This window comes from Catenuloplanes niger (assembly GCF_031458255.1).
GTDB classification, from domain to species: Bacteria; Actinomycetota; Actinomycetes; order Mycobacteriales; family Micromonosporaceae; genus Catenuloplanes; species Catenuloplanes niger.
The window spans coordinates 4,095,549-4,121,262 of the sequence record NZ_JAVDYC010000001.1 but is presented as its reverse complement, the minus strand read 5'-3'; the positions used below and the strand labels follow the sequence as shown (position 1 = coordinate 4,121,262).

The 25,714-nt window shown below is 66.2% G+C and carries 11 protein-coding genes and 3 rRNA genes; 7 read left to right on the top strand and 7 right to left on the bottom strand.

Annotation, left to right across the window (positions count from 1 at the left end; genetic code table 11):
- Positions 1-38: 38 nt before the first annotated feature.
- From J2S44_RS17915 to J2S44_RS17890, 6 genes are all read right to left on the bottom strand, one after another.
- Positions 39-815 (bottom strand): DUF6339 family protein, encoded by a 777-nt coding sequence (locus J2S44_RS17915; protein WP_310415065.1) that lies wholly within the window; start codon positions 813-815, stop codon positions 39-41.
- Positions 812-1,741, bottom strand: coding sequence for a hypothetical protein (locus J2S44_RS17910; protein WP_310415062.1), 930 nt, complete (start codon positions 1,739-1,741; stop codon positions 812-814). Before J2S44_RS17910 ends, J2S44_RS17915 begins: the two co-directional genes overlap by 4 nt.
- Entirely contained in the window at positions 1,741-3,597 is a 1,857-nt protein-coding gene (locus tag J2S44_RS17905; RefSeq protein WP_310415059.1) for a hypothetical protein, read from the bottom strand. Before J2S44_RS17905 ends, J2S44_RS17910 begins: the two co-directional genes overlap by 1 nt.
- A complete protein-coding gene (locus tag J2S44_RS17900; RefSeq protein WP_310415057.1) occupies positions 3,594-4,622 on the bottom strand; it encodes a PD-(D/E)XK motif protein in 1,029 nt (342 codons plus the stop codon). Before J2S44_RS17900 ends, J2S44_RS17905 begins: the two co-directional genes overlap by 4 nt.
- Complete coding sequence (locus J2S44_RS17895; RefSeq protein WP_310415054.1) at positions 4,619-7,249, bottom strand: Z1 domain-containing protein; 2,631 nt, start codon at positions 7,247-7,249, stop codon at positions 4,619-4,621. Before J2S44_RS17895 ends, J2S44_RS17900 begins: the two co-directional genes overlap by 4 nt.
- Before the next feature lie 465 nt (positions 7,250-7,714).
- The gene (locus J2S44_RS17890) at positions 7,715-9,580 is read right to left on the bottom strand and encodes a M48 family metallopeptidase (protein WP_310415051.1); all 1,866 of its coding nucleotides are present in this window, start codon (positions 9,578-9,580) and stop codon (positions 7,715-7,717) included.
- 111 nt (positions 9,581-9,691) lie between these two features.
- Here J2S44_RS17890 and htpG point away from each other — a divergent pair, with 111 nt between their 5' ends.
- Positions 9,692-11,587: a molecular chaperone HtpG gene (gene htpG, locus J2S44_RS17885; protein WP_310415048.1), complete on the top strand. Its 1,896-nt coding sequence runs from the start codon at positions 9,692-9,694 to the stop codon at positions 11,585-11,587.
- Here htpG and J2S44_RS17880 read toward each other — a convergent pair.
- Complete coding sequence (locus J2S44_RS17880; RefSeq protein ID WP_310415046.1) at positions 11,584-12,387, bottom strand: DUF3152 domain-containing protein; 804 nt, start codon at positions 12,385-12,387, stop codon at positions 11,584-11,586. The two genes, htpG and J2S44_RS17880, sit on opposite strands and share 4 nt — an antisense overlap.
- Positions 12,388-12,576: 189 nt before the next feature.
- Between J2S44_RS17880 and J2S44_RS17875 the strand changes: the two genes are divergently transcribed.
- From J2S44_RS17875 to J2S44_RS17850, 6 genes are all read left to right on the top strand, one after another.
- Positions 12,577-13,935 carry an SWIM zinc finger family protein gene (locus tag J2S44_RS17875; protein ID WP_310415043.1) on the top strand — a complete coding sequence of 453 codons (1,359 nt, stop codon included), beginning with the start codon at positions 12,577-12,579 and terminating at the stop codon, positions 13,933-13,935.
- Entirely contained in the window at positions 13,932-16,649 is a 2,718-nt protein-coding gene (locus J2S44_RS17870) for a DUF6493 family protein (RefSeq protein WP_310415040.1), read from the top strand. Before J2S44_RS17875 ends, J2S44_RS17870 begins: the two co-directional genes overlap by 4 nt.
- 463 nt (positions 16,650-17,112) lie before the next feature.
- A 16S ribosomal RNA gene (locus tag J2S44_RS17865) occupies positions 17,113-18,628 on the top strand.
- Positions 18,629-18,986: 358 nt separating this feature from the next.
- Positions 18,987-22,062 (top strand): 23S ribosomal RNA (locus J2S44_RS17860).
- A gap of 81 nt (positions 22,063-22,143) precedes the next feature.
- Positions 22,144-22,260: ribosomal RNA gene (gene rrf / locus J2S44_RS17855) — 5S ribosomal RNA — on the top strand.
- Together the 16S, 23S and 5S rRNA genes form the textbook arrangement of a ribosomal RNA operon.
- A 120-nt stretch (positions 22,261-22,380) precedes the next feature.
- Complete coding sequence (locus tag J2S44_RS17850; protein WP_310415038.1) at positions 22,381-25,713, top strand: DUF4132 domain-containing protein; 3,333 nt, start codon at positions 22,381-22,383, stop codon at positions 25,711-25,713.
- The last annotated feature ends 1 nt before the right edge of the window (position 25,714 follow it).

The window sequence follows — 25,714 nt, the reverse complement described above, 5'->3', positions numbered from 1 at the left end:
CGAACTCGGTACGGGGCGTGGTGCAGCCGTCATGTCGGTCACCGTACCGCCAGATGCTTTCTCGACTCTTCGCGCTGCTCGCGGACCAAGCCGAGAAGCTGCTCGTCCGAGAACCAGTCCAGATTGAGGAAAGCCGTCAGGCGTAGCAGGCGTTGCAAGGAGTCCCGAAGGACGTCACGGGCCGGGACGTCGCTTCCCGTTTCGCCGTCCTCGACGTGCGCGCGAACGACAGCGCGGACCAGGGCGGGTGTGGCCGCCAGTGACCGACGTCGGGACATGATCTGATCAAGGTCTGCCTCACCCATGCCGGACAGCAGGGCGTACGGGTCCGCCGCCGACGGATCGTGAAGTACGTACGCTCTGCTCCAGAGGCGTGCGAGGGCGTGCCGCGTCAGATCGGTGCCCTTGAATCGATCGGTGACGTAGGTTCCGTCCTCCTTCATCGGGAAGCGCCAGGCGCATAGATGCGGGACCAGCACGAGCGCCAAGAAGGCCCAAACCTGCCTTTGCGAGGCCTCGCCCGGGGTCATCCCCGACCGCTGATGCAGGAGTTTGGCAACCGATCGATCGAACTCGTTTCGCTCCACCACTGTGGGCGCCGACGGGTATCGGCTCGCGGCCGCGAGCTTCTCCAACTCTGCGGCGAGCAACTGCAACTCGTCCTTGCTGACCCTCGTGCCTCCGGTCGCCGCGAAGACTGCATGCGCGGAGCTGACCGACGCATCACTCCGAAGGCTTTGCGGATCGCGGCCGTGCATGGCGGAGAAGAGCCTCTCCATCTCGTTCGGGAGCAAACGCGGGTAAAGAGTGCTCATGCCGCCTGACTTCCAGGAAAGCGGAGACTGCTCTGAGCTCGAGCCCGTACACGTGACGGATCTCGTTGCCACTCGTCCCGCAGCCGTTCCGTAGCCGCCTCCAGGGTTTCGGCCGGCATGCTGAGGAATGCTCTGATGAGCCCTTGTACCAGGGCGGCGGTCGACATGTCGGACGTGTTGCCGTCGGAAACCCCTGCGGTCGGGAATTCCTCGTCCATCAGGGCGCGCCCGACCAGATCGCAGACGACGTCGACCGTCAACGCATCCAGCATCACTGCTGAACTCGGGTCGTCGGGGGCTGCCGTCGCGCGGCGCACGGCGGCATTGTCGTCGTTGAGCAGGACCAGGAGGCTTCCCATCGCCGCGCTGTTCCACTCCGAGGAGTCGAGGCTGACGTACCAGGCGGCTTGTTCAGGAAGGCCTTGTGCCGCGAAGCTGACCGGCGCGACCGGAAGAAGGCCGGCGGACCCCTCCAGCCGGATAGCTGCCTCGTCCCGCCAGAGGATGCTCCCCGGCCGGCGTGCCACGAACGGCTCCGTGCCGTTCGGCACCTCTGCCAGGACGAGAGTCGTCTCCACGGTCAGGGATGCGGCCAGATCCGCGCCGGAGATCTCCACGTCGAGTATCTCTCGTACGCGGCCCGCCGTGTCCGTCTTACCGAGGTACCGGTGAGCCGCGGTCCGCCGGATGAGCGAAGTGGTCGGCCAGTACCGGACGTCGAGCGCCAATCGGGCTGTCGATGGGAGACCGCACTCGTTGAACACGGTGGCGATGTCGACCTCGACCTCACGCTGCAACCTCAATACCGTGCTGTAGTCCCAGGACGTCAGGAACTCACCGACCGGAGCACCGTCGTCGGTAGATTTCCATGATGCTGCGGTGACGTACTCGTCTGCCGTTCGATACGGGTAGGCCCGAATCCCCATCAGTCCACCATTTCAATGCTGACGTCGATCGCGGCGTCCTCAACCGCCGCGATCAGCATGTCGACCTCGACGGAGTCGTCGCCGGCCGCGAAGCTGTCACCGGGGAGTACGGCGCCGTTGTGCCGCCATCCGAGTACCTGCGGCAGATCACTACCGGCGGGACTCGCCGATTCCGGTGAACCTTCGCCGGTTATCACCGTCACGAGGCCTCGTACGGTCGTACCGGCGAACACCCGAACCTTCTGCGCCAGCAGGACGCGACCACCACGAGAACGGAAGTACGGCTTGCCGACCATGACGGCGCGATGCCGCTTCCGGTCTCCGGCGGACGGGTTCTGCCGGCCGGCCGATCGTCCAGGAACGCCACCGCCCGTTTCACCACCGGTCCCGTCGGAGCCGCCCTTCGAGGAAGCAGACGGTGTCGTTTCGGACGCGCCCGTGCCTCCCACACCGGCGAGCAGAAAGCCCAACCGTTGAGCGACCGGTCCGACCGGTGCTTCAGACACCTTGGCGTCCCGCGCTTTCGGACCGACGAGCCTCGCACACTCTTCGTTGAGGCGCCGACGGTACACACGGACGAACGTGGCCTCTCGTCCGGAGAGTTGTGCATCGATCCATGCGTCGTGGGTAGGTGGCTCCGCCTTCGCGAATATGCGGTCGAGCTCGTCCTCCACTTTGAATACACCGGCATAGCCGACATCCGGATGTGCCTTCGAAGGCTGTTCTAGATATTGCACGACCAGGTCGGGGCGACGCATGCAGCACACATGGTGCGGAGAGCCGCTCAATCCCAGCTCGGCTGCGGCTTGTGAGGTCACCTTCGCGCCGAACGTGTCCACGGATGCAAACCGACCGAGCGCCTTCCTGGGATTTCCGCAACGGATGTTCGGTTCCACCTCGGCCTGCATCGCCCGATAGGCCATGGCGAAACTGGCCAGGACCGCGTCGTTCTTCTCCGAAGGGACATCGACCCTGGTTCCGTGTGCGGTAACGGTCGTACGCAGCTTGCTCGGCCGGCCGTCGATAGTGAGCGGCCAGAGATTCCAGGCGACCGCGTCGGCAAGGAAGCGGCCTGCTTGCTCGACGGGCATCTCGCTGCCGTCCTCCACCGCCGGGTCCGAGAGGTCCGGATCCAGCACCACGACCGTGGTGCCGGTCTCGTCGTCCTTGAAGCCCGGCAGGCCGAGCGCTCGCGCGGCAGCATCTGCTGCTGCATCCGTCAGCGGTTCACAGTGACTGCTGTCCGGAATGCCCCACCAATGACGGCCGGTGTACGGCACGTCTTCGATCGTTGTCGAGCTGAGCAGCGAAGAACCGATCAATCGAGATCTGATCCGGTCCTCGTGGCGGAATCGGGTGTGGATTAGTACGGTTCCTACGCGCGAAGCCAGAAAGAACGCACCCTTGCCGTACCCGTACGTTCCGCCCCCGCCGTCCACGTCCTGCTTCTCGCCGCTGTTCAGAACGAAGGACAACCAGGCGCGCTCGTTGGGCTCGGCCCGCACGTCCGAGCGGGTCGGGCCACCGAGACCGCTTGTTCCTCGGTCCGATACGGCGAGGTACCTGATGGTGGAGCTTCTAAGGAAGTTTGGCAGCGTGCGTGAGGCGGTCGGATCCTCGGGTGCGCCCGGCGCCAACATATCGACCCAGGCGCGTCGGTGTACGGCTGACACGGTCACCAGATCAAGCCGATAGTCGACATCGCCATCCCGCTTCGCGTCCCAGCTGTTCTGGGCTGATTCACGTACCAATACGGTCAGGACGGACAGCGCGGGGCGTCCCAGCTGATTGCGCAGCCCTTCGGCGGTGATTCCGCCGTCAGGGCGAAAAGGCTGCGCGTACCAGGCGGGCATCATGATGCAATCTCCATGAAGGTACGGGCGACGGTGGTCAGGTCCAGATTCGAGGCCGGGACGGTATCGAGGTCGACTGCGTACTCGACGAGCTGCACGCCGGCCGGCACGATGCCGGCGACGAATCGGTCCGGTGTGATTCGCGGAAAGTTCGGCCCGACGTCGTAGATCCGCCGCTCCGACAGTTCGAAACTGACGCCACGCACTCCCTCGGAGGTCAGCGACGGCAGACCGATCTCGTCGAGGCGGTGCAGCAGCAGAGCGGAGGCTGCCTTCTGCAGACAACGTTCGACGATCGCCGGGAGGTCATCCGCCGCGCCGTGGGGCCGGACGGCGAAGCGGCTCCAGAGCAGCGTCAAGGATCCGTTCTCGGATCTCTCCAGCTGGTCCGTCCCGTGCACACGGATGGTTCGGCCGACTGCCGAGGTGGTCGTCTTGACCTCGAGCGCATGCACACGGCGACGGAAATCCTGGGGTGCGCCGGTCGGGCCGACCCAGGTCTCGGTCGCCGTCGGATCGGCATCGAGCAGACGCTCCAGCACCACGAGTTCGCCGTACAAGCCGGCCAGACGCGGAACCGTCCATACCTGGCCACCCGACAGGAGCTTCCGCCAGGATTCCAGTACGGCCGAAAGCTGCCGGCCGGAGATGTGACGGTCCTTCGCGATCAGAGCGCATATGTCCGCCGCGAGCCCGGTGAATACGCCGGTGAGGTCGTCGCGGCGACACTCGAGGTCGAGGAAACGGACAACTTGGTCGTCGACGACCTTCACCAGGACGTTCAGCTGCACCCCGGCGCTGCGCCACTCGCCGATCAACCTCTCCTCCGGAGAGACGGGGACGAGGAGGTGGCGATGTCCGGCATCATCCACGGCCAGCCGGAGCGGTCCCGCGGGCACCTCGAGCGCAAGTTCGGCACTGGCCAATCCTCCGGCCTCCGTCGACGGAACCTGGACCGCTACATCCGACCAGAGCGCCTCGAGGAGGTTACGCAGTTGCAGGGCCCGGAGGCCGTCCACGGTCGTCACGAGGCCGGCGCTCCATCGGTACTGTCCTGGTCCAGCTCCAGAACGGACAGGTCCTCCGGCTCCTCGTCCGTGGCAGTGGGGAACACCTTCGACAAATCGGCAGCCAGGTAGTCGTACTCGACCAGTACGTCGTCGCCCCGGCTCGGCTCGGGAAACACCAGCGCGGCGCCCCAGACGACGCGACCCGGTGCGGCGAGGGGCGCTCGGTCACGGCCCCTCCTGCGCTTGTCATCACCCGCATCGAAGCTCGACTCCGGCGCCGAACTCGCGTCGATCGGATACAGCAGGACCAACCCCCGCTCGGGCTGTTGCTCGGCTCGGGTCTGCTTCAGAACCGTACGATTGACCGACGAGTCGGGGGCGATGGAGAGGTCGATGCCTTCATCACGCGGACCGGTGAGCGTCCTGATGTCCGCGACGTCGTCGTCACGACTGGCCGCGGTACGGGTTCGGATGATCGGCGCGACCTTCTTGCCGTCAGGAAGCGTCACGGTGTCGCGGTCGTCGCGTGGACGGTTGCCGACGACAGCGACGTTCCACGAGTACAAACCGCCACGGTTGTGTCGTTTCTTGATGTAGGCGGTGATCAGCCCGTTCGGGGCGTCTGTGTTCATCGCATGAAAGTTGTAACGCTCTACGAACTCGACGACGTGATCGGTGGAGACTCCTCGCCAGAGTGACTTCCCAGAATCGATCGACTCGTACTTGCCCTGCTCCGACGCGGACCGTAGCAGTGCGTGAACCGCCTGCTCATTGGTGTTCAGCCATTCAACCGCTTGGGCTTCGGGGGCGACCAGGAAGTAGCGACTCTCGACGAGTGCTCCTCCGTAGGCCGCTGCCGCCCGTACCGCCGCCTTCTGTTTACTCGGAGCGGTCACTCGCATCTTCGGGTGGCATCGAATCCGGACGGCGAGCTCCAACGGAGTCTTGTGCTCTTCCAGGAGTCGATCGATCTCCGTCCGCATCTCGGCTTCGACCGTCGCAAGGTGCGCGAACCAGCGGCGCATCTGTGCAGGCATGTAGATTCGAGGCAGGTCGCTGTAGCCGGGTCGGTACCCGAACCATCTACCCATCTGGAGCAGCGTGTCGTAGACGTCCGAGGACCGGACGAAGACACTGACCACCAGGCCCTCAAGCGTCAGTCCTCGGGAGAGCGTGTTGCCGCCGACCGCGATAACCGTCGCAGGCCCGGACTCGTAGTCCAACCGATCGGTACTGCGGTAGTGGTCCATGATGACTTTGGTGTCGGCGATCACGGCGGGCAGGGTTTCGATGAGGTCCTCGACCGGAACGTGCTTCTCGGCCATGAGATCCGCCGGTACCCGATCGGTCTCTGTCTGCCAGAGCATCCGTAACTCGTGAGAAAGATTCGTGTCTCCGTCCAGTACTTCGTTCAGGATGCTGAGTCTGAACGCCTCCAGAGGAGGTCCGTACGAGTCGTGCACCCTGGTGTCCGAGTGGGCGTGGACCAACATCGACGAGTGCTGGACCTTGCCGGAGCGTACGCGACGTGCAGCCGTGGCCAGCCAGAACCACAACACCGCGTCACGGAGCGACGGAGTGATCTCCGGTGCGAAATTCGCTGCGTCCGCCTTCTTCGCCGGTCTGAGTTTGCCGACCTCGTTCTCCGGGATCTCCCTGATCATGTCGAGCCCACCGGGGACCGTCTCGGGGTTCTCGCCGTCGAGCGGAGCTCGTCCGAAGAGCGTTTCCGGACCCTGGTACGCCTTGCTGCGCGGAAGGCTGAGGATGAAATCTCGCGGGTAGAAGTCACCCCCGTCGGGATCGGCCAGCAGGTTCGCGAAGGGTGTGGCCGTGTATCCGAGGTAGCACACTCGCGGCAGGCTGGCGATGACGTCCGCAATGAGTGGATTGATGTTCTTGGTGGCGATCGTGGCCTGATCGGCCTCGTCGTCGATCAACAGGACCGGACAGTTCTGCAGGTGAGCCTTGGCGCTCGACAGCCAGTTCTTCAGCTTGCGGAGAACAACGGCGTTCTTCTTCACCACCAATAGGAGGTGCTGGTCCCTGGCGGTGAGCAGTGCCGCGGGATTCGGCAACGGCATGAAGTCGTGTTCCAGCTTGGTGATCTGGTGCCACAACGTCGGGTTGAGGTTTACGACGTCCCGGATCAGCCGCGCCTGAGTCTGCCGTCGCAATGCGTTGTGGATGCCGGACAACACGATGAACATGCGGTATCCGCGGTCCGCGGCCTTGGCGATCACCGCTGTGAAGTTGCTGGTCTTGCCCGACTGGACGTGCCCGACGACCAAACCCTTGGAGCTGAACCGGGTTGTCGCTGGGTGATCCAACATGGCGACGACCTTGTCGGACGAATCATTGATCTTCTCGATTGCCTCTTCGTCGAGGCTCCTGCTCAGATGTGCTTTGAACGCAGGCCAGTTCTTGTCGTCGCTTCGTGGGCCCGCATACCACTTGACCGAGTTCTCTCGGCCCACACCCAACGGTTCTTTCAGGGTGACGAATACGGTGGACTCGGCTTCGTGGCGCTTGATCAATTCGGTGATCAGGTCCTCTGGCACGAAGAGGTTACGGAGATCCTGGGTTACCTGGTGCGGAGGTGCGTTATCGAGGAAGTTGCGGTAAGTGTTCCACGCACTCTCCATGCGGGGATCTTGCATCGACATGACCCTCCTGATCGTCGGATTCTGCAGCTTGTCCGCCGGGCTGTCCGCGGTGCCCGGTCCCGGTTCCGGTCCCGGGATCTTGTTCCGCTTGTCTGCTCGCCATCATCGACGGCTCGACCGATACGCATGCCGACGACGCGAGCATTCGTTCCGATCTCGGCCGTAGGTACGCCTGAGCCGCACTCTTCGGACGCGGTGCGGTGTTCGAACGTATGACCGGTTCGGGGTCGCCTCACAATGGCCTCCATTCGAACGGAACCGTGTCGATCGAATCACCGACAAGTCGGGTCGATGGCTGTGAGCAGGAGGTGCCCCTCGCGCCGATGAGCTGCAAGCTTGTGGATGCCCCCAGCCGAGATCCAGCGTTCCGGGCGCGGTGTGGAACTGCACGAGGGCCATGTTTCACATGAAACATCACCCTCGTACCGCAAGATGATCTTGAACTCAGGAAGCGGACGCGGCCTTCAGGAGGTCGCGGAGGCGGTCATAGCCGTTGTTCTGGCTCTCCGCCTGGAAGGTTCCGTCGATGGTCACCTTCTCGCCGCCGCGCAGCACGATCTCGAACCGCTTCGGGACCTTCCGCACCTGGCCGCCGGAGGCGATCTCCTCCATCGGGATGTACCGCGTGCCCGGCGTCGCCACCACGGCCTCGGCGTCGCCCTTCTGCACCCAGTCCATGATCCGCCCGCGCTTCTTGTGGGCCATCGTGAACTGCCCCATCGACGGCACCAGCGCCACGCCGGTGTCCAGCACCACCACGTCGGTCCGCGCGCCCGCCACCTTCATGGCGATCACGCCGCCCAGCACGGACGCGCGGCGCAGCGGCACCGTGGCCGCGACCTGCTTCGCGGCTGTGACGTCGATGCCGAGCTCGGCCAGCCGGGCCCGCGCGGACCCGAGCGTCTCCCGGTCGACCGCGAGCAGCGCCACCGGCGCGAGGTCCAGCTCCGAGCCGTCCGCGGCCAGCAGGCGCGGCGCGCCGGTCCACGAGTGGTCCCAGTGCGCCACCCCGGATCGCACCGCGGCCAGTGAGAACAGCGCGTCGAGCGGGTCCGCGAAGAGCTTGGCGGCCTCCTCGGGTGAGGCGGACGGGAAGACCACCGCGGCCATCGCGGGGAGCCGCCCGGCCTCGATCTGGTCGAGCACGGCGCCGACGTCGGTGACCGGTACGCCGAGTGCCCGGGTCAGCGCGCGCAGCAGGCCGTCCATGTTTTCCTGCAGCCGGCGGCTGGCGCCGGTGCCGACGAACTGCTGCCAGGGCAGCACGGTCAGGTTCCGCCCGCCGAAGATGTGCTGCTGCAGCGCGAGCCCGGCCTGGTCGAGCGCGGGGACGAGCACCGCGGCCGGCCGGTCGTCCGGTGTGGCCGGGGACTCCGGAGCCGCGTTGATCGCCGCGACCCGGGCGCCGATCGGCGGGTGGCTGTCCCAGCGGGACTGCTGTTCCTGGACCGAGGACGCACTCGACCGCAGTGCCGCGATCTCGTCCGCGCGCGCGGTGAGCAGCTCCCGGAACCCGGCGAACAGGTCGTCCGGCGCGGCGCCCGCTTCGAGCCCGGGTCCGACGTACCGGTTGAGGTAGAAGTCGAACGCCGCGGAGAGCACCCGCACCTCCTCCAGTGCGCCGGCGGCCGCGGCCCGGCCGGCGACCCGGACGGACGCCAGGTCGGCCTCGAGCTCCTGGCGACGGCTGACCGCGTTGTCGACCAGCAGGAACAGCCGGCCGTACCCGCGGTAGACGTAGCCGACCAGGTTGCCGGCGCCGAGGTGCTCGATGGTGCGGCCCATCGCCATCCGCCCCCGGTACGACACGGCCGCGAGCCGGGTGTGCGAGCCGGAGAAGTGGCCCAGTTCGTGCGCGAGCACCGAGCGCAGTTGCGCGACCGTGAACGTCTGCAGCAGCGGCATGCCGATCAGCATGGTCCGGCGCCCGCCGATCAGCCCCATCAGCCGGCTCTTCTCGGAGACCGCCGCGTTGACGTCCGGCACCAGGAAGATCTCGTCGGGTGCGCGGGTGCCGACCGCCTGCGCCAGCTCGTCCACGGTCGCCCACAGCTGGGGTGCCTGGTCACGGCGCAGCGGGATGCCGTTCGGGTCGCCGCTCTGCTCGCGCACCGCCTTCCAGGTGCCGTAGCCGACGGCCCAGACGGTGGCCCCGAAGACGAACAGCCCGAACTTCGCGGCTCCGGCGCCGTTGCTGTGGCTGCCGACCCAGACGGCGAGCGCGGTGCCGGCCACGAAGAGCAGCAGCGCCACCAGGTAGAAGCCGGCCAGCATGATGATGGAGATCAGCGCTCGGAACGCTGTCGTCATTGGAGTCCTCCCCGTGTCGGCACGGGAAGCTACCGGTCCCCGCCCCGGCGCACAATCGGCTTTATTCTTCAATTTCCACGGAGTTTTCGACGTGAGGAGCCACGGAGTCACATGAGCACCGAGACGCTGGAGTTTCAGGCCGAGGCGCGCCAGCTGCTGCAGCTGATGGTCCATTCGATCTACTCGAACAAGGACATCTTCCTGCGGGAGCTCATCTCGAACGCGTCCGACGCCCTCGACAAGCTCCGCCTGGAGTCGCTGGTCGACAAGGATCTCGACGTGGACGCGTCCGACCTGCACATCGCGATCGAGGCGGACCGGGAGGCGCGCACGCTGACCGTGCGCGACAACGGCATCGGCATGTCCCGGGAGGACGTGGTCCGGCTGATCGGCACGATCGCGAAGTCCGGCACCGCGGAGGTCCTGGCGAAGCTGCGCGAGGCGAAGGAGAACGCGGAGCTGATCGGCCAGTTCGGCGTGGGCTTCTACTCGACCTTCATGGTCGCCGACCGGGTCACGCTGGTCACCCGCAAGGCGGGCGAGTCCGAGGGTACGAGGTGGGAGTCCGCCGGCGAGGGCACGTACACGATCGAGGCGGCCGAGGACGCGCCGCAGGGCACGAGCGTGACGCTGCACCTCAAGCCGGAGGACAGCGAGGACCACCTCTACGACTACACCACCGAGTGGAAGATCCGGGAGATCGTCAAGCGGTACTCGGACTTCATCTCCTGGCCGATCCGGATGACCACGGAGAAGACCGGCGAGGACGAGACCGTCGAGTACGAGACGCAGACGCTCAACTCGATGAAGGCGCTCTGGGCCCGCCCCCGCAAGGAGGTGGAGCAGTCCGAGTACAACGACTTCTACCGGCACGTCAGCCACGACTGGTCGGACCCGCTCGAGACGATCCACATGAAGGCGGAGGGCACGTTCGAGTACGAGGCGCTGCTCTTCATCCCGTCGCACGCGCCGTTCGACCTGTTCCTGCGCGAGGGCAAGCGCGGCCCGCAGCTGTACGTGAAGCGCGTCTTCATCATGGAGGACGCGGAGGCGCTGCTCCCCGACTACCTGCGCTTCGTCAAGGGTGTCGTCGACGCGCACGACCTGTCGCTGAACATCTCCCGGGAGATCCTGCAGCAGGACCGGCAGATCCAGGCCGTCCGCCGGCGCCTGGTCAAGAAGATCCTTTCGACGGTACGGGACCTGCAGCAGAACGAGAACGAGAAGTACCAGACGTTCTGGCGCGAGTTCGGCCGCGCGGTCAAGGAAGGCCTGATCAACGACACGGACAACCAGGGCGCGATCCTGGAGATCCTGTCCGCCGCCTCCACGCACTCCGAGGAGGGCGTGACCACGCTGGCCGACTACGTCAGCCGGATGAAGGACGGCCAGCAGCACATCTACTACATGACCGGCGAGTCCCGCTCGATGATCGAGAACTCGCCGCACATGGAGGCGTTCCGCGCCAAGGGCTTCGAGGTGCTGATCCTCACCGATCCGGTCGACGAGGTCTGGGTGGAGCGGGTCACCGAGTTCGACGGCAAGCCGCTGCAGTCGATCGCGAAGGGCCAGGTCGACCTGGAGTCGGAGGAGGAGAAGGAGGCCGCGAAGCCGGAGCAGGAGCAGCGGAAGAAGGACTTCGCGGAGCTGCTCAGCTGGATGACCGGCGCGCTGTCGGAGAACGTCAAGGAGGTCCGGCTCTCCTCCCGGCTGACCACGTCGGCCGCCTGCATCGTCGGCGACGAGAACGACGTGACGCCGACGCTGGAGAAGATGTACCGCGCGATGGGCCAGGACGTGCCGCACGTCAAGCGCATCCTGGAGCTGAACCCGACGCACCCGCTGGTCACCGGCCTGCGTACCGCTGTTGAGTCGGGCTCAAAAGACGAGCAGAAGGACACCGCGGAGCTGATCTACGGCATGGCGCTGCTGGCCGAGGGCGGCGAGCTCGCGGACCCGTCCCGCTTCACCAGGCTGCTCGCCGACCGGCTCGCCGCGACGCTCTAGGACGGAAGGTACGGCCCGGAGACGAACTCGCCGTCCTTCGTGAACGGATAGAGGTTCGGCTTGCAGCCGCCGAGATCGATCGACTGCTGCATCATGATGGGCGCGAGTTCGCCCGGGCCGGAACACCCCTGGTGGTCGAACCCCAGGTAATGCCCCACCTCGTGGTTGATGACCGCGGCCGGGTACTCGTCCACCGACGCGACCCCGGAGCCCTGCAGCCAGCGCCGCAGGTTGATCATGATTATGTTGCCGGTCTTGCAGGAGTACTTGCCCTCGGTGTCCAGCCCGACCTGCCGGCACACCCGGTCGACCGTGGCCGGCGAGGCCAGCCGGATCCGCACCTTGTACTGAGGCCCGCTCACTCGCTGGAACCGCCAGGACTCGTTGTGCACGCCGTGCTCCGGCTCGGTCACCGGGTGTTCGGCCGAGGCGGGCCAGCTCTGCGGGTGCTCGAACACGGTCTCGATCGCGTCCGCGAAGTCGTCCGTCATCACCTTCGGCAGGTCACCCCAGTCGACCCCGGACTCCACCTCCACCCGGTACGTGATCAGCGTCCGCCCCGTACCGATCACGTAGTTCGAGCCCCGGGCCGTCTCGTAGGCGCCGTCACCCTCCTCCGGCACCTGCTCGTCGGCCACCGGCTCCGGGCTGGGCGACGGGCTGGGGCTCGGCGCCGCCTCGGACACCGCGGTCGTCTCGACGTCCCCGGCCCGCCACTCCGGTTCCGCCTCCGCCGCGGTCCCGCATGCCGTCAGCGCCACGACCAGCGCACTCGTACCGATGATCCGACCCGCACGCACGCGCACGACCGACCCTCTCCACCGGGTGCCCACCCCCGAAGCAGGCACCATCCCATGCCGACGATCCCCGCACAGGGTGCTCAAGGCCAGATCAAAAACTGTCCAGGGGTACGTCGCCTCGAGCAGTAGACGGTGCGGTGGTTGCTCAGGTGGTCCGAAAGTGTCGCACCCCACTATTAGCGTGTCGGCATGGTCAGCGCGGCGGCATACGCATACCTCGATCATTCGGCGTTCGCGCCGGACAGCGGTCTTCTGCTCCAGACATCCGGCGGCCCGGCCGCCCACCCGCGGTTCTTCGACGGCTTCCTCACCGAGCCCGGCGCCGCCGCGGTCGGGCTGCTCGCCGTCGCCGAGGTCGCCCGCACCCGATACTTCCGGCCGGTCAGCCCCGCGAGCCTCGACCCGGTGGTGACCGCCGGTTCCGACCGGCTGCGCTTCGAGTCGTTCTCCGGCTGCTGCGGCGTCTACGCGCGCCTCGACGTGCTGCCGGCCGGCGTCGACGGCACCATCACCGACCACGGCACGACGAACGTGGACGTCAACGTGCCGCTCCAGCGCGCGCTCTCCCGGGTCGGCCGCTCCGACCCGATGCACCTCTCGGTCGGGCCGGACGATCTGACCGTCACCACGTTCGACGGGCCGCTGGTCGAGCGAAAGGTGCCGCTGCCGTCCCGCTGGCTGCGCGGCTTCGCCGAGGCCCAGGTGATCACGTCCCGGTTCGACCCCCGCGCCGAGGTCGGCGTGGCCGACGCCCGCGCGCTGCTGCACCGCCTGCCGGTCGCCGAGCGCGGCGTGCTCTGGGCGATCCCGTCCGGCCGATCGCTGCGCCTGACTTCCCGCCCGGTCCCCGGCGCGGTCTGCCTGCCCGGCGCCGGCCGCCTGGTCGCGCTCCGCCCGTTCCTGCGCTTCGCCACCACACTCCGGGTGTACGGTCCGGCGGTCACCGCGGGCAGCGGACCGGTCGCCAGCACCTGGGAGCTCAGCTCGCCCGCGATGCGCCTGTCGCTCACGCTCTCCCCGGAGCCGTACCGTGGTTTCTCCGGCGAGGGCGCGGTCCTGGAATCGCTCGCGGCGGACGACGCGGCCGACGACGCCGACCTGATCAGCGCGCTGCTGTCCTGGGACCCGACGATCGACGTGGACGCGCTCGCGGTCTCGTCCGGGCTGTCCGCCACCCGGGTCCGCGACGCGCTCACCCAGCTCGGCACCGCCGGCCGGGTCGGCTTCGACGTGGCCGAGGCCGGCTACTTCCACCGCACCCTGCCCTACGACGCGTCCGCCGCCGCCAAGCTGAACCCGCGACTCGTCGGCGCCCGCGCGCTGGCCGCCGCCGGCGCGGTGACGATCGAGGGAGAGTCCGCCACGGTACGCAGCGGCACCGAGGCCTACCGGGTGCGCATGCTCGCCGACGACACGTTCACCTGCACCTGCCCCTGGTGGGCCAAGCACCGCGGCGACCGGGGCCCGTGCAAGCACGCGCTCGCGGCCCGCATGGTCCGCACCGGTGAGACCGCCGACCTCGACGAGCCCGCGGCGGCGCTGTCATGACGACCGAGCTGCCCACCGACACCGACACGCTCCTCGAGTGGCTCGACCGCCGCCAGCGCAACAAGGACTATCGCGGCGTCGCCAGCCTGCTCCGCAGGATCTCCGAGGAGGACCGGCTCGCGCTCGCACCGCGCGTCGAGGCGCAGATCAAGTCGATCAAGGGGGAGGACTGGTGGCGCGGGCAGCTCACCCCCGACCAGGCCGGCCTCGGGTTGATCGTGCTCGGCACCGCGCCGACCGCGGCCCGCGCCGCCGCGCTGCTCACCCGGAGCGACATGCGCGAGGGCTGGGGCCGCATCCCCCGGCCGTTCCTGCTCGAGGTGCTGCGCGCCCGCCAGGTGCCGTGGCTCGGTGACCTTGCCACCCGCATCGCCGGCAAGCTCAACGCGCGCGACGCCGCCTGGTCCGGGGAGTGGGAGTTCGCCGCCACGCTGCTGGCCGAGTCCGGCACCGCCCCGCCGGTCACCGAGGCCGTCACCCGTGGCTGGCTGAGCCAGCTCACCCCCTTCCGGCACGACGAGAAGCCGCAGCCGGTCATCGACCGGCTGCGCGACGACCCGTACCTCGACCTGCTGCTGCCGACGGTCTTCGAGGTCGACGGACTGGGCGCGGAGCTGACCGTCAGCCAGTGGGATCCGGAGACCCGGGAGTGGGACAACAAGCCGCACATCATGTTCGCGCTCGCCCGGCTCGCCACCGAAGGCCGCCTCGACCGCACGACGCTGCTCGACCGCACGCTCGACCGGCTCGTCCGCGGCGACCGGCCGAATGCGCTGCGTCCGTTCACCGCGCTGCACGACGCGCTCGCCCCCACCCCCGCGGAGCAGGCCGACCGTGCCCTCGACTACGCCCAGCTCCTGCCCGTCGCGCCGGCCCCGGTCGCCACGCTCGGCCAGCGCGCGCTCCGCGCCGCCGACGAGATCGGCCGGCTGGAGCTGGAGACGCTGCTCGACGCGTCCGCCGGTGTGCTGCTCCGCAAGGAGAAGACGCTGGTCAAAGCACAGCTCTCCTGGCTGGAAAAGGTCGCCCGCCGCGAGCCCGCCCGGCTCGGCGACATCATGACCACGGTCGCGATCGCGTTCGGCCACACCGCGCTCGACATCCAGGAGCGGGCGCTGACCGTCGTCGGCAAACACGTCGGCAAGCTCAGCGCGGGCGACCTCGCGCGGATCGCGGACGAGGCGGTTCAGCTCGGCGGCGACCTGCCGGCCCGCGCGGCCGCGCTGTTCGGCACCACGATCGACGAGCCGCTCCCGGTCGACCCGGCCGTCGCGCTGCCACCGGCCCCGCCGGCCGCCGAGATGCCGTCGCCGATCGCGAGCGCGGACGAGCTGGCCGAGGAGATCAGCAGTCTGGTGCACACGGAGACCGCGATCCGCTGGGAGCGGGTGCTCGCCGCGGTCGTCGCGCTGCACGCGGCCGGCCGGCGCGACGCGCTCGCCACGGCGCTGCGCCCGGTGCTCGACCGGCACTCCGAGGCGTTCGTGGAGCACACCTGGATCCGCCGGCCGCGTTTCGTCTTCCTCGGTGAGACGCTCCGTGCGGTGATCGCACCGCAGGAGCGGAAGACCGGCATCTGGCAGCGGATGACCTCGCCCATCCAGAAGGCCTGGCAGGACGGGACGCTACCCGGCGCCGGCGGGGCCGAGCACGGCCCGCACGGCATCCTCGCGCTCCGGGTCGCGGAGATCTCCGCCCGGATCCACCGCGAGCCGGTCCCGATGCTGGTCGCCACGCCCACCCACGTGACCGGCTCGCTCGACGCCGCCGTGCTGCTGGACCGGCTGACCCGCGCGGAGGCCGAGGGCTGGCAACCGTGGCGAATAGACCTGGAGCAGGCGCTGGTCCGGCTGCCCCGCCAGGTCGATCCGGCCGTCGCCGAGCGGGCTGCCGCGTTGACCAGCGAGTCCGGGAAGCGGCTCGCGGACTGGCTGCGGGACGGCGGCCTGCCGGACCCGGTCAGCACCGTGATCGAGCAGCGTGCCCGGGAGAAGAAGAACTACTACGGCTGGGGCGAGGTGGACCGGCGGGTGGTCGTCGCGCTGGAACCCGCGCACGCGCTCCCGACCGGCCTGATCCTGGAGAGCCGGCTGCTGCGCCTGAACCGGGGAACACATCCGTCCTACGCCGACGTCGAGCTCGGTGACGTGTGGGTGGCCGTGCTCCCGCACCACCGGGACACGATCGCGGCCTGGGCGCTGCCCGCGATCGCCGGCCTGGCCGACTCCGACCAGAAGGGAGGCGGTGGGCTGCTGCCCCAGCTCGCCGAGGCCGACGGCCCGGTCGGACCCGCGCTCACCCACGCCTTGGCGTACGCGCTGGGTGCCCGGCACGAACCGGACCGGATCGCCGCTGTCGACGCGTTCCTGCTGCTGCTCGCACGCGGGACGTCGATCGCCGGCGGGGTGGGAGCGGCGCTGGCCGACCTCGCCACGGACGGAATGGTGAAGCTGAGCCGGGTGGCCGGCCCATTGGGCGACATCCACCGGTCCGGCGGTTCCAGCGGAGTGTGGGAATTACTCACGGTGGCACTTCCAATACTTCTTCCTCTGGCGCCGCGTGCGCTGCCGGATCTTTTGGAACTGTCCGCGCAGGTGGCACCGGCCGCCGGCGCACGGGGATCGTTTGCCGAGCTGGACGCGGTTGCCGGGCGGGGCGGCTCGTCCCGCCTCGTACGCGAGGCGAAACGTTTGCGAGACGTGTTGAATCAGTGACCCAAAGTGGCGCGTTTGAACGATGGGGGGCCCGATTTGGCGCCGAAGGGGACTCCCTGTAATGTTCTCTTCAGCGGGGCACCGGGCCAGCGAAGCGGAAACGCAGACGGGCCGGTCCGCTGAATCCCAAGATCTACCGCTGAGGTAACCTTCTGCGGTCTGAAACTGGGAAGCCAGGAAGTTCGAGCTACAGCCCGAAAAACACCGGGTTGACACAGCGAAAACGACCCGGTAAGATAGACCAAGTGCCCGGCGGAGACAAAGGGTATGAAATAGGACGGAATACCCCATCGCTTGGGGCGGGTTGACCCGGTTCGAGCGTGGTGTGTGGTTGTTCTTTGAGAACTCAACAGGGTGCTTTAAAAGCCAGTGCCAATTGATTTATACCCCGGCCGGGCATTTTGATGTCTGGTTGGATTCCTTTGGCAGTTTGATTACTGTCGGGACAGATTTTCTCTAGATTTCGTTGGAGAGTTTGATCCTGGCTCAGGACGAACGCTGGCGGCGTGCTTAACACATGCAAGTCGAGCGGAAAGGCCCTTCGGGGTACTCGAGCGGCGAACGGGTGAGTAACACGTGAGTAACCTGCCCTAGACTTTGGGATAACCCTCGGAAACGGGGGCTAATACCGGATACTCCTTGATCATCGCATGGTGGTTTCGGGAAAGTTTTTCGGTCTGGGATGGACTCGCGGCCTATCAGCTTGTTGGTGGGGTAATGGCCTACCAAGGCGACGACGGGTAGCCGGCCTGAGAGGGCGACCGGCCACACTGGGACTGAGACACGGCCCAGACTCCTACGGGAGGCAGCAGTGGGGAATATTGCACAATGGGCGGAAGCCTGATGCAGCGACGCCGCGTGAGGGATGACGGCCTTCGGGTTGTAAACCTCTTTCAGCAGGGACGAAGCGCAAGTGACGGTACCTGCAGAAGAAGCGCCGGCCAACTACGTGCCAGCAGCCGCGGTAAGACGTAGGGCGCGAGCGTTGTCCGGATTTATTGGGCGTAAAGAGCTCGTAGGCGGCTTGTCGCGTCGAATGTGAAATCCCGTGGCTCAACTGCGGGTCTGCATTCGATACGGGCAGGCTAGAGTTCGGTAGGGGAGACTGGAATTCCTGGTGTAGCGGTGAAATGCGCAGATATCAGGAGGAACACCGGTGGCGAAGGCGGGTCTCTGGGCCGATACTGACGCTGAGGAGCGAAAGCGTGGGGAGCGAACAGGATTAGATACCCTGGTAGTCCACGCTGTAAACGTTGGGCGCTAGGTGTGGGGGGCCTCTCCGGTCCTCTGTGCCGCAGCTAACGCATTAAGCGCCCCGCCTGGGGAGTACGGCCGCAAGGCTAAAACTCAAAGGAATTGACGGGGGCCCGCACAAGCGGCGGAGCATGCGGATTAATTCGATGCGACGCGAAGAACCTTACCTGGGTTTGACATCACCGCAAATCCTCCAGAGATGGGGGGTCCTTCGGGGGCGGTGACAGGTGGTGCATGGCTGTCGTCAGCTCGTGTCGTGAGATGTTGGGTTAAGTCCCGCAACGAGCGCAACCCTCGTTCCATGTTGCCAGCACGTCATGGTGGGGACTCATGGGAGACTGCCGGGGTCAACTCGGAGGAAGGTGGGGATGACGTCAAGTCATCATGCCCCTTATGTCCAGGGCTTCACGCATGCTACAATGGCCGGTACAATGGGCTGCGATACCGTGAGGTGGAGCGAATCCCAAAAAGCCGGTCTCAGTTCGGATCGGGGTCTGCAACTCGACCCCGTGAAGTCGGAGTCGCTAGTAATCGCAGATCAGCAACGCTGCGGTGAATACGTTCCCGGGCCTTGTACACACCGCCCGTCACGTCACGAAAGTCGGCAACACCCGAAGCCGGTGGCCCAACCCTTGTGGAGGGAGCCGTCGAAGGTGGGGCTGGCGATTGGGACGAAGTCGTAACAAGGTAGCCGTACCGGAAGGTGCGGCTGGATCACCTCCTTTCTAAGGAGCACCATCCCGCGAAAGCGGGCATGGAGCCCGCCACTCTCGAATGCAGAGTGGGGGTGCTCATAGGCGGAGACACTGGCCAGTTCGACGCCGGCAACGGCTGCAACGCCTAGTACACCCGCTTGCGGGAAGGAACGGTTTAGTGTGCAGTGCGGCTGGTGGAGAGCGTTAAGCACCCTGTTGAGTCCTGAAGGAACAACCGTGAGGTTGGGTCTTCGAGGAACTGAACGCCAAGCATGACCTTGCGTGACATACCGCCGAATGATGTTCGGGCTGGTGTTGTGTGTGGTGGTTGTGGGTTGGTTGTTTGTTGAGAATTGCACAGTGGACGCGAGCATCTTTGTTTTCTGTAGGTCAAGTTGTCAAGGGCGAACGGTGGATGCCTTGGCACCAGGAGCCGATGAAGGACGTGGGAGGCGACGATACGCCTGGGGGAGCTGTCAACCAAGCTGTGATCCCAGGATTTCCGAATGGGGGAACCCGGCACCAGTCATGTGGTGTCACCCGTATCTGAATTCATAGGATACGTGGAGGGAACGCGGGGAAGTGAAACATCTCAGTACCCGCAGGAAGAGAAAACAACACGTGATTCCGCGAGTAGTGGCGAGCGAAAGCGGATCTAGCCTAAACCGATATCGCGTGATACCTGTCAGGGGTTGCGTTATCGGGGTCGTGGGACCATCTTTTCAACGCTGACACGTTGGACGAAAGTTACAAAGTCGATTGTTAACGGAACAGTCTGGAATGTCTGGCCGTAGACGGTGAAAGTCCGGTACGTGAAAATAGTCGACCTTTCGTGATGGCACCCGAGTAGCAGCGGACTCCTGAAATCTGCTGTGAATCTGCCAGGACCACCTGGTAAGGCTGAATACTTCCTGGTGACCGATAGCGGACGAGTACCGTGAGGGAATGGTGAAAAGTACCCCGGGAGGGGAGTGAAATAGTACCTGAAACCGTTCGCCTACAATCCGTCGGAGCCTTTAGGGGTGACGGCGTGCCTTTTGAAGAATGAGCCTGCGAGTTAGTGGCATGTGGCGAGGTTAACCCGGGTGGGGTAGCCGTAGCGAAAGCGAGTCTGAATAGGGCGTCTGAGTCGCATGTTCTAGACCCGAAGCGGGGTGATCTAGCCATGGGCAGGCTGAAGCGCGGGTAAGACCGTGTGGAGGGCCGAACCCACCAACGTTGAAAAGTTGGGGGATGACCTGTGGTTAGGGGTGAAAGGCCAATCAAACTCCGTGATAGCTGGTTCTCCCCGAAATGCATTTAGGTGCAGCGTTGCGTGTTTCTTGCCGGAGGTAGAGCACTGGATGGCCTAGGGGCCCTACAAGGTTACTGAAGTCAGCCAAACTCCGAATGCCGGTAAGTGAGAGCGTGGCAGTGAGACTGCGGGGGATAAGCTTCGTAGTCGAGAGGGAAACAGCCCAGATCGCCAGCTAAGGCCCCTAAGCGTGTGCTAAGTGGAAAAGGATGTGGGATCGCATTGACAACCAGGAGGTTGGCTTAGAAGCAGCCACCCTTTAAAGAGTGCGTAATAGCTCACTGGTCAAGTGGTTCCGCGCCGACAATGTAGCGGGGCTCAAGTACACCGCCGAAGCTGTGGCATTCACGAGTGATCGTGGATGGGTAGGGGAGCGTCGTTCAGCGGGTGAAGCTGCCGGGTGACCGAGTGGTGGACGCTGGACGAGTGAGAATGCAGGCATGAGTAGCGAATGAAGGGTGAGAATCCCTTCCGCCGGATGACCAAGGGTTCCAGGGCCAGGCTAATCCGCCCTGGGTGAGTCGGGACCTAAGGCGAGGCCGAGAGGCGTAGTCGATGGACAACGGGTTGATATTCCCGTACCCGCGAAGGAGCGTCCCTGCCGAACCTCACTGTGCTAACCACGTGAGTTACCGGATGACTTCGGTCTGAAGGTAACGAGCCTGGGATCCTGGTGGGTAGTAGGCAAGCGATGGGGTGACGCAGGAAGGTAGCTGAGCCCGGTGAGTGGTTGTGCCGGGGTAAGCGTGTAGGCCGTGTCATAGGCAAATCCGTGGCACATATAGGCTGAGACGTGATGCCGAGCCGATTCAGGTGAAGTCAGTGATCCTATGCTGCCGAGAAAAGCCTCTAGCGAGTTCCGAGCGGCCCGTACCCTAAACCGACACAGGTGGTCAGGTAGAGAATACCGAGGCGACGGGTGAACTGTGGTTAAGGAACTCGGCAAATTGCCCCCGTAACTTAGGGAGAAGGGGGGCCGGACGCGTGAAGCCACTTGCTGGTGGAGCGTGGTATGGCCGCAGAGAGCAGGGGGAAGCGACTGTTTACTAAAAACACAGGTCCATGCGAAGTCGTAAGACGATGTATATGGACTGACGCCTGCCCGGTGCTGGAACGTTAAGGGGACCGGTTAGCTCTTCGGGGCGAGGCTGAGAACTTAAGCGCCAGTAAACGGCGGTGGTAACTATAACCATCCTAAGGTAGCGAAATTCCTTGTCGGGTAAGTTCCGACCTGCACGAATGGCGTAACGACTTCCCCACTGTCTCAACCACAGGCCCGGCGAAATTGCAGTACGAGTAAAGATGCTCGTTACGCGCGGCAGGACGGAAAGACCCCGGGACCTTTACTATAGCTTGACATTGGTATTTGGGTTGGCTTGTGTAGGATAGGTGGGAGCCGGTGAAGCTCGGACGCCAGTTCGGGTGGAGGCAATCTTGAAATACCACTCTGGTTGATCTGGGTATCTAACTTCGGGCCCTTATCGGGTTCAGGGACAGTGTCTGGTGGGTAGTTTAACTGGGGCGGTTGCCTCCTAAAGGGTAACGGAGGCGCCCAAAGGTTCCCTCAGCCTGGTTGGCAATCAGGTGTTGAGTGTAAGTGCACAAGGGAGCTTGACTGTGAGACTGACGGGTCGAGCAGGGACGAAAGTCGGGACTAGTGATCCGGCACTTGCGTGTGGAAGCGGTGTCGCTCAACGGATAAAAGGTACCCCGGGGATAACAGGCTGATCTTCCCCAAGAGTCCATATCGACGGGATGGTTTGGCACCTCGATGTCGGCTCGTCGCATCCTGGGGCTGTAGCAGGTCCCAAGGGTTGGGCTGTTCGCCCATTAAAGCGGTACGCGAGCTGGGTTTAGAACGTCGTGAGACAGTTCGGTCCCTATCCGCCGCGCGCGTAGGATACTTGAGAAGGGCTGTCCCTAGTACGAGAGGACCGGGACGGACGAACCTCTGGTGTGCCAGTTGTCCTGCCATGGGCATGGCTGGTTGGCTACGTTCGGAAGGGATAACCGCTGAAAGCATCTAAGCGGGAAGCTCGCTTCAAGATGAGGTATCCCACCCACCTTGGTGGGGTAAGGCTCCCAGTAGATGACTGGGTTGATAGGCCGGAGATGTAAGCACGGTAACGTGTTGAGTTGACCGGTACTAATAGGCCGAGGACTTGACTACACAAACTTTGAAAGTATGCTCGCGTCCACTGTGTGATATCTGAACAAACAACCGTGAAGGACCCGGTTAAGTTCATAGTGTTACGGCGGTTATAGCGAGAGGGAAACGCCCGGTTACATTCCGAACCCGGAAGCTAAGCCTTTCAGCGCCGATGGTACTGCACTCGGGAGGGTGTGGGAGAGTAGGACGCCGCCGGACTTCTTTTAATCAGGGCCACCCCTTATGGGGTGGCCCTGATTTGTTTTCCAGGACCCGGAAAAGTGTCGCACCCTCTGGATACGGTGACGCCGAAAGCGAGCGAGCCACGGGAGGTTGGACATGACAGCAGACGTGTTGCCGGATGAGGACAGGTTCGTCGTGCAGCCGGCCTGGCTTCGCTATCGCTATCCCCGTCGCGGCGAGCCGGGCCTGAAGCCGCGCCTGCCCGAGGTGGAGAAGGCCCGCGCCGCGGTCGCGCAGATCACCGGCGTGGCGGCCGACCGGGTCCGCGGGGTGCTGGAGCACCCTGACACGGATCCGGTGATCGCCGAGGCCGGCCTGGCGTTCCACCGGGGACAACCGGGCCCGACCCCGCTCGGTGCCGCCGCGACCGCACTGATCTCCAACCGGGCGGTGCACTATCCCCACGAGGACAAGATTCCGCTCTTCGCCGACCTGTGGCTGGCCGAGCACGGGCTGCGGTTCGCGGTGCGGGCGGTGGTCGAGCTGTTCTCGGTGGTGATCAGCAAGCCGTACGAGGCGGTCAGCCCGATCGTCTTCGCCGACGAGGCCGGCCGCAGCTTCCAGGTGCACCGGCGGACGCTGCTCGACCTCGCCGGCCGCGTGCGGCACGCCCTCGCGACCGCGTCCGAGGAGGAATACCGGGAGGTCGTCGCGGAGCTGGCCGGCGAGCGGGACACCACGGCGCTGCGGCGCGTCGCCACGTCGTTCCTGGTGCCGACGGAGGCGGCCTGGGTCGAGGCGGACGCCACGGAGATCGCCGCGTCCGGCTCGGAGGAACTGGCGCTGATCGCCCTGACGACGATCACCACCCGGGCCCAGGTCGACCGGATCACGCCGCTCGTCCAGCCGTGGTTCGTCATGCAGAACCCGGCGTTGCTCTACACCTTCTTGATCGGCACTCGCTCGGACGCGCTGCCCGCGCTGCGCGTCTGGGCGACGGTCAACACGGACTCCACGGAGTACGCGAAGCGCTTCCTTCCGCCGATCGGGATGGTGCCCACGGACGAGGCGTTCGAGGCGCTGGCCGACCGGGTGGACGACCGCTTCGTGCTGCCGGAGCTGCAGGCGGCGGCCGGCCGTTTCCCCGCACGGGCGATCCGGTTGCTGGCTGCGCGTTCCACGGCCAAGCGCACGCTCGCCGAACTGCTCAACGCGGTTGTCCTGGCGCATCCGGAGCTGGCCGCCACGATGCTGGACGAGCTGCCCGAAGCGTCGTCGAGGCGGGTGCGCGATCTGCTCGCGGCCGCCGCCGACGTGACCGAGGCACCGGCCGACTCGTTGCCGGCACTGCTGGTCAACCCGCCCTGGGCGGTCAAGCGGACGGTCCGCAAGCCCAAGGTGATCACCGGCCTGGTCTGCGACGACCCGGTGACGCTCGACTGGGCGCCCGGCGAGGCGGAGGCCTGGTCCCGCATCCGGCTCGGTGACGCGTCCTGGGCCGTCCAGCAGGACTGGGCCAAGGTCGTGGCCGAGAGCAAGCGCGGGCGCACCAGCCCCTGGTACGGGAAGGGCCCGTTCTTCGCGTTCGCACCGTTGTCGCTGACGCTGCCGCGGATCGGGGAGTGGCAGCCGCGCCACCTGTGGGAGCCGGGCGAGACCATGCGGGTCGTGGTGGCCCGGCACGGCATCGTGGCGTTCACGGCCGCGCTCGCCGCCGCTCGGCAGATGCCGCCGGCCGCGGCCGCGCTGCTCCCGTTCACCGCGCCCGAGGTGGCCACGCTGATGGCGGATCGGTATGTGCGGCTGAAGTCGGCGCGCCCGACCGCGCTCGCCTGGCTGCAGCGCCACCCGGTCTCCGGCGCGCGCGCGTTGATCCCGGCCGCGGTCGGTAAGGCCGGCCAGGAGCGGCACAACGCGGAGCAGGCGCTGCTGGCGATCGTCGCCTCCGGTTATGCCAGAGAGGTGCGGATGGCCGCCCGGTCGTACGGCGAGGAGGTCGCCGCCGAGATCGAGCCGCTGATCACCACGGATCCGCTGGACCGGCTCCCGGCCCGCATGCCGGTGGTGCCGGAGTGGGCCGACCCGGCACTGCTGCCGCGGCTGCGGACGCCCGCCGGTGTGCTGCCGCTGGACTCCACGCGGCACGTGCTGACCATGTTGGCGCTGTCGCGCCTCGCCGAGCCGTACCCCGGCCTGGAGGTGGCGACGGCGACGATCGACCGGCGCAGCCTGGCCGAGTTCGTCTGGGGGCTGTTCCGGCGCTGGCAGGCGGCCGGCATGCCGGCGAAGGAGGTGTGGGCGTTCGAGGCGCTGGCGCACCTCGGCGACGACGACGCGGTGCGCGGCCTGACGCCGCTGATCCGGGCCTGGCCGGGCGAGGGCGGGCACACGCGCGCGGTCACCGGCCTGGAGATCCTCTCCGCGATCGGTACGGACGTGGCGCTGATGCACCTGCACGGCATCGCGCAGAAGGTGAAGTTCAAGGGCCTGAAGGATCGGGCGAACGAGAAGATGGCCGAGGTCGCGGCCGCGCTCGAGCTGCGTCCGGAGCAACTCGCCGACCGGTTGCTGCCCGACTTCGGCCTGGACGGGTCCGGCAGCCTGACGCTCGACTACGGGCCACGCCGCTTCGTGGTCGGGTTCGACGAGCAGCTCAAGCCGTTCGTCGCGGACGAGACCGGCAAGAGACTCAAGGCGCTGCCGAAGCCGGGTGTCAAGGACGACGCCGAGCTGGCGCCGGAGGCGTACCGCCGTTTCTCGGGTCTGAAAAAGGACGTGCGCACGGTCGGCGGTGACCAGATCCGGCGCCTGGAAGCGGCGATGGTGGACGGCCGGCGGTGGACCGGTGCGGAGTTCGCGCAGTACCTGGTCGGGCATCCGCTGCTGGTGCACATCGTGCGGCGGCTGGTGTGGGGCGTCTACGACGAGCGCGGTGCACTGACCGCCACGCTGCGGGTGGCGGAGGACCGGACGCTCGCGGGTGTGGATGATGAGCCGGTGACCGTGGCCGAGGACGCCGTGATCGGTGTCGTGCATCCGCTCACGCTCGGCGACGCGCTGCCGGGCTGGGCCGAGGTCTTCGCCGACTATGAGCTGTTGCAGCCGTTCCCGCAGCTCGGCCGGGAGGTGTTCCGCCTGGAGCCGGCCGAGCGGGAGCAGACCGAGTTGCTGCGCTTCAAGAACGTGAAGGTGCCGACCACGAAGCTGCTCGGGCTGGAGCGGCGCGGCTGGCGGCGCGGCGACGTGGGCGACGGCGGGCACCAGGGATGGTTCGAGCGCGACCTCGCAGACGGCCTGGCCATGGTGGTCCACATGGACCCGGGTGTGGCGGTCGGCGCGGTCGGCTACTTTCCGGAGCAGCGCTTGGACGAGGTCGCTCCACGGACCGCCGGCGACTACTGGAACCGTAAGAGGTACACGAACCTGGGTGACCTCGACGAGATCGTGATCTCCGAGGTCATCCGCGATCTGAACGAGGTGACCGCGTGAC

Bases quoted from the DNA above. Each gene is read 5' to 3' on its own strand.
- J2S44_RS17890 (WP_310415051.1), bottom strand. From the start codon at position 9,580: ATGACGACAGCGTTCCGAGCGCTGATCTCCATCATCATGCTGGCCGGC.
- J2S44_RS17895 (WP_310415054.1), bottom strand. From the start codon at position 7,249: ATGGAGAGTGCGTGGAACACTTACCGCAACTTCCTCGATAACGCACCT.
- J2S44_RS17905 (WP_310415059.1), bottom strand. From the start codon at position 3,597: ATGATGCCCGCCTGGTACGCGCAGCCTTTTCGCCCTGACGGCGGAATC.
- J2S44_RS17850 (WP_310415038.1), top strand. From the start codon at position 22,381: ATGACAGCAGACGTGTTGCCGGATGAGGACAGGTTCGTCGTGCAGCCG.
- J2S44_RS17915 (WP_310415065.1), bottom strand. From the start codon at position 815: ATGAGCACTCTTTACCCGCGTTTGCTCCCGAACGAGATGGAGAGGCTC.
- J2S44_RS17870 (WP_310415040.1), top strand. From the start codon at position 13,932: ATGACGACCGAGCTGCCCACCGACACCGACACGCTCCTCGAGTGGCTC.
- J2S44_RS17875 (WP_310415043.1), top strand. From the start codon at position 12,577: ATGGTCAGCGCGGCGGCATACGCATACCTCGATCATTCGGCGTTCGCG.
- J2S44_RS17910 (WP_310415062.1), bottom strand. From the start codon at position 1,741: ATGGGGATTCGGGCCTACCCGTATCGAACGGCAGACGAGTACGTCACC.
- htpG (WP_310415048.1), top strand. From the start codon at position 9,692: ATGAGCACCGAGACGCTGGAGTTTCAGGCCGAGGCGCGCCAGCTGCTG.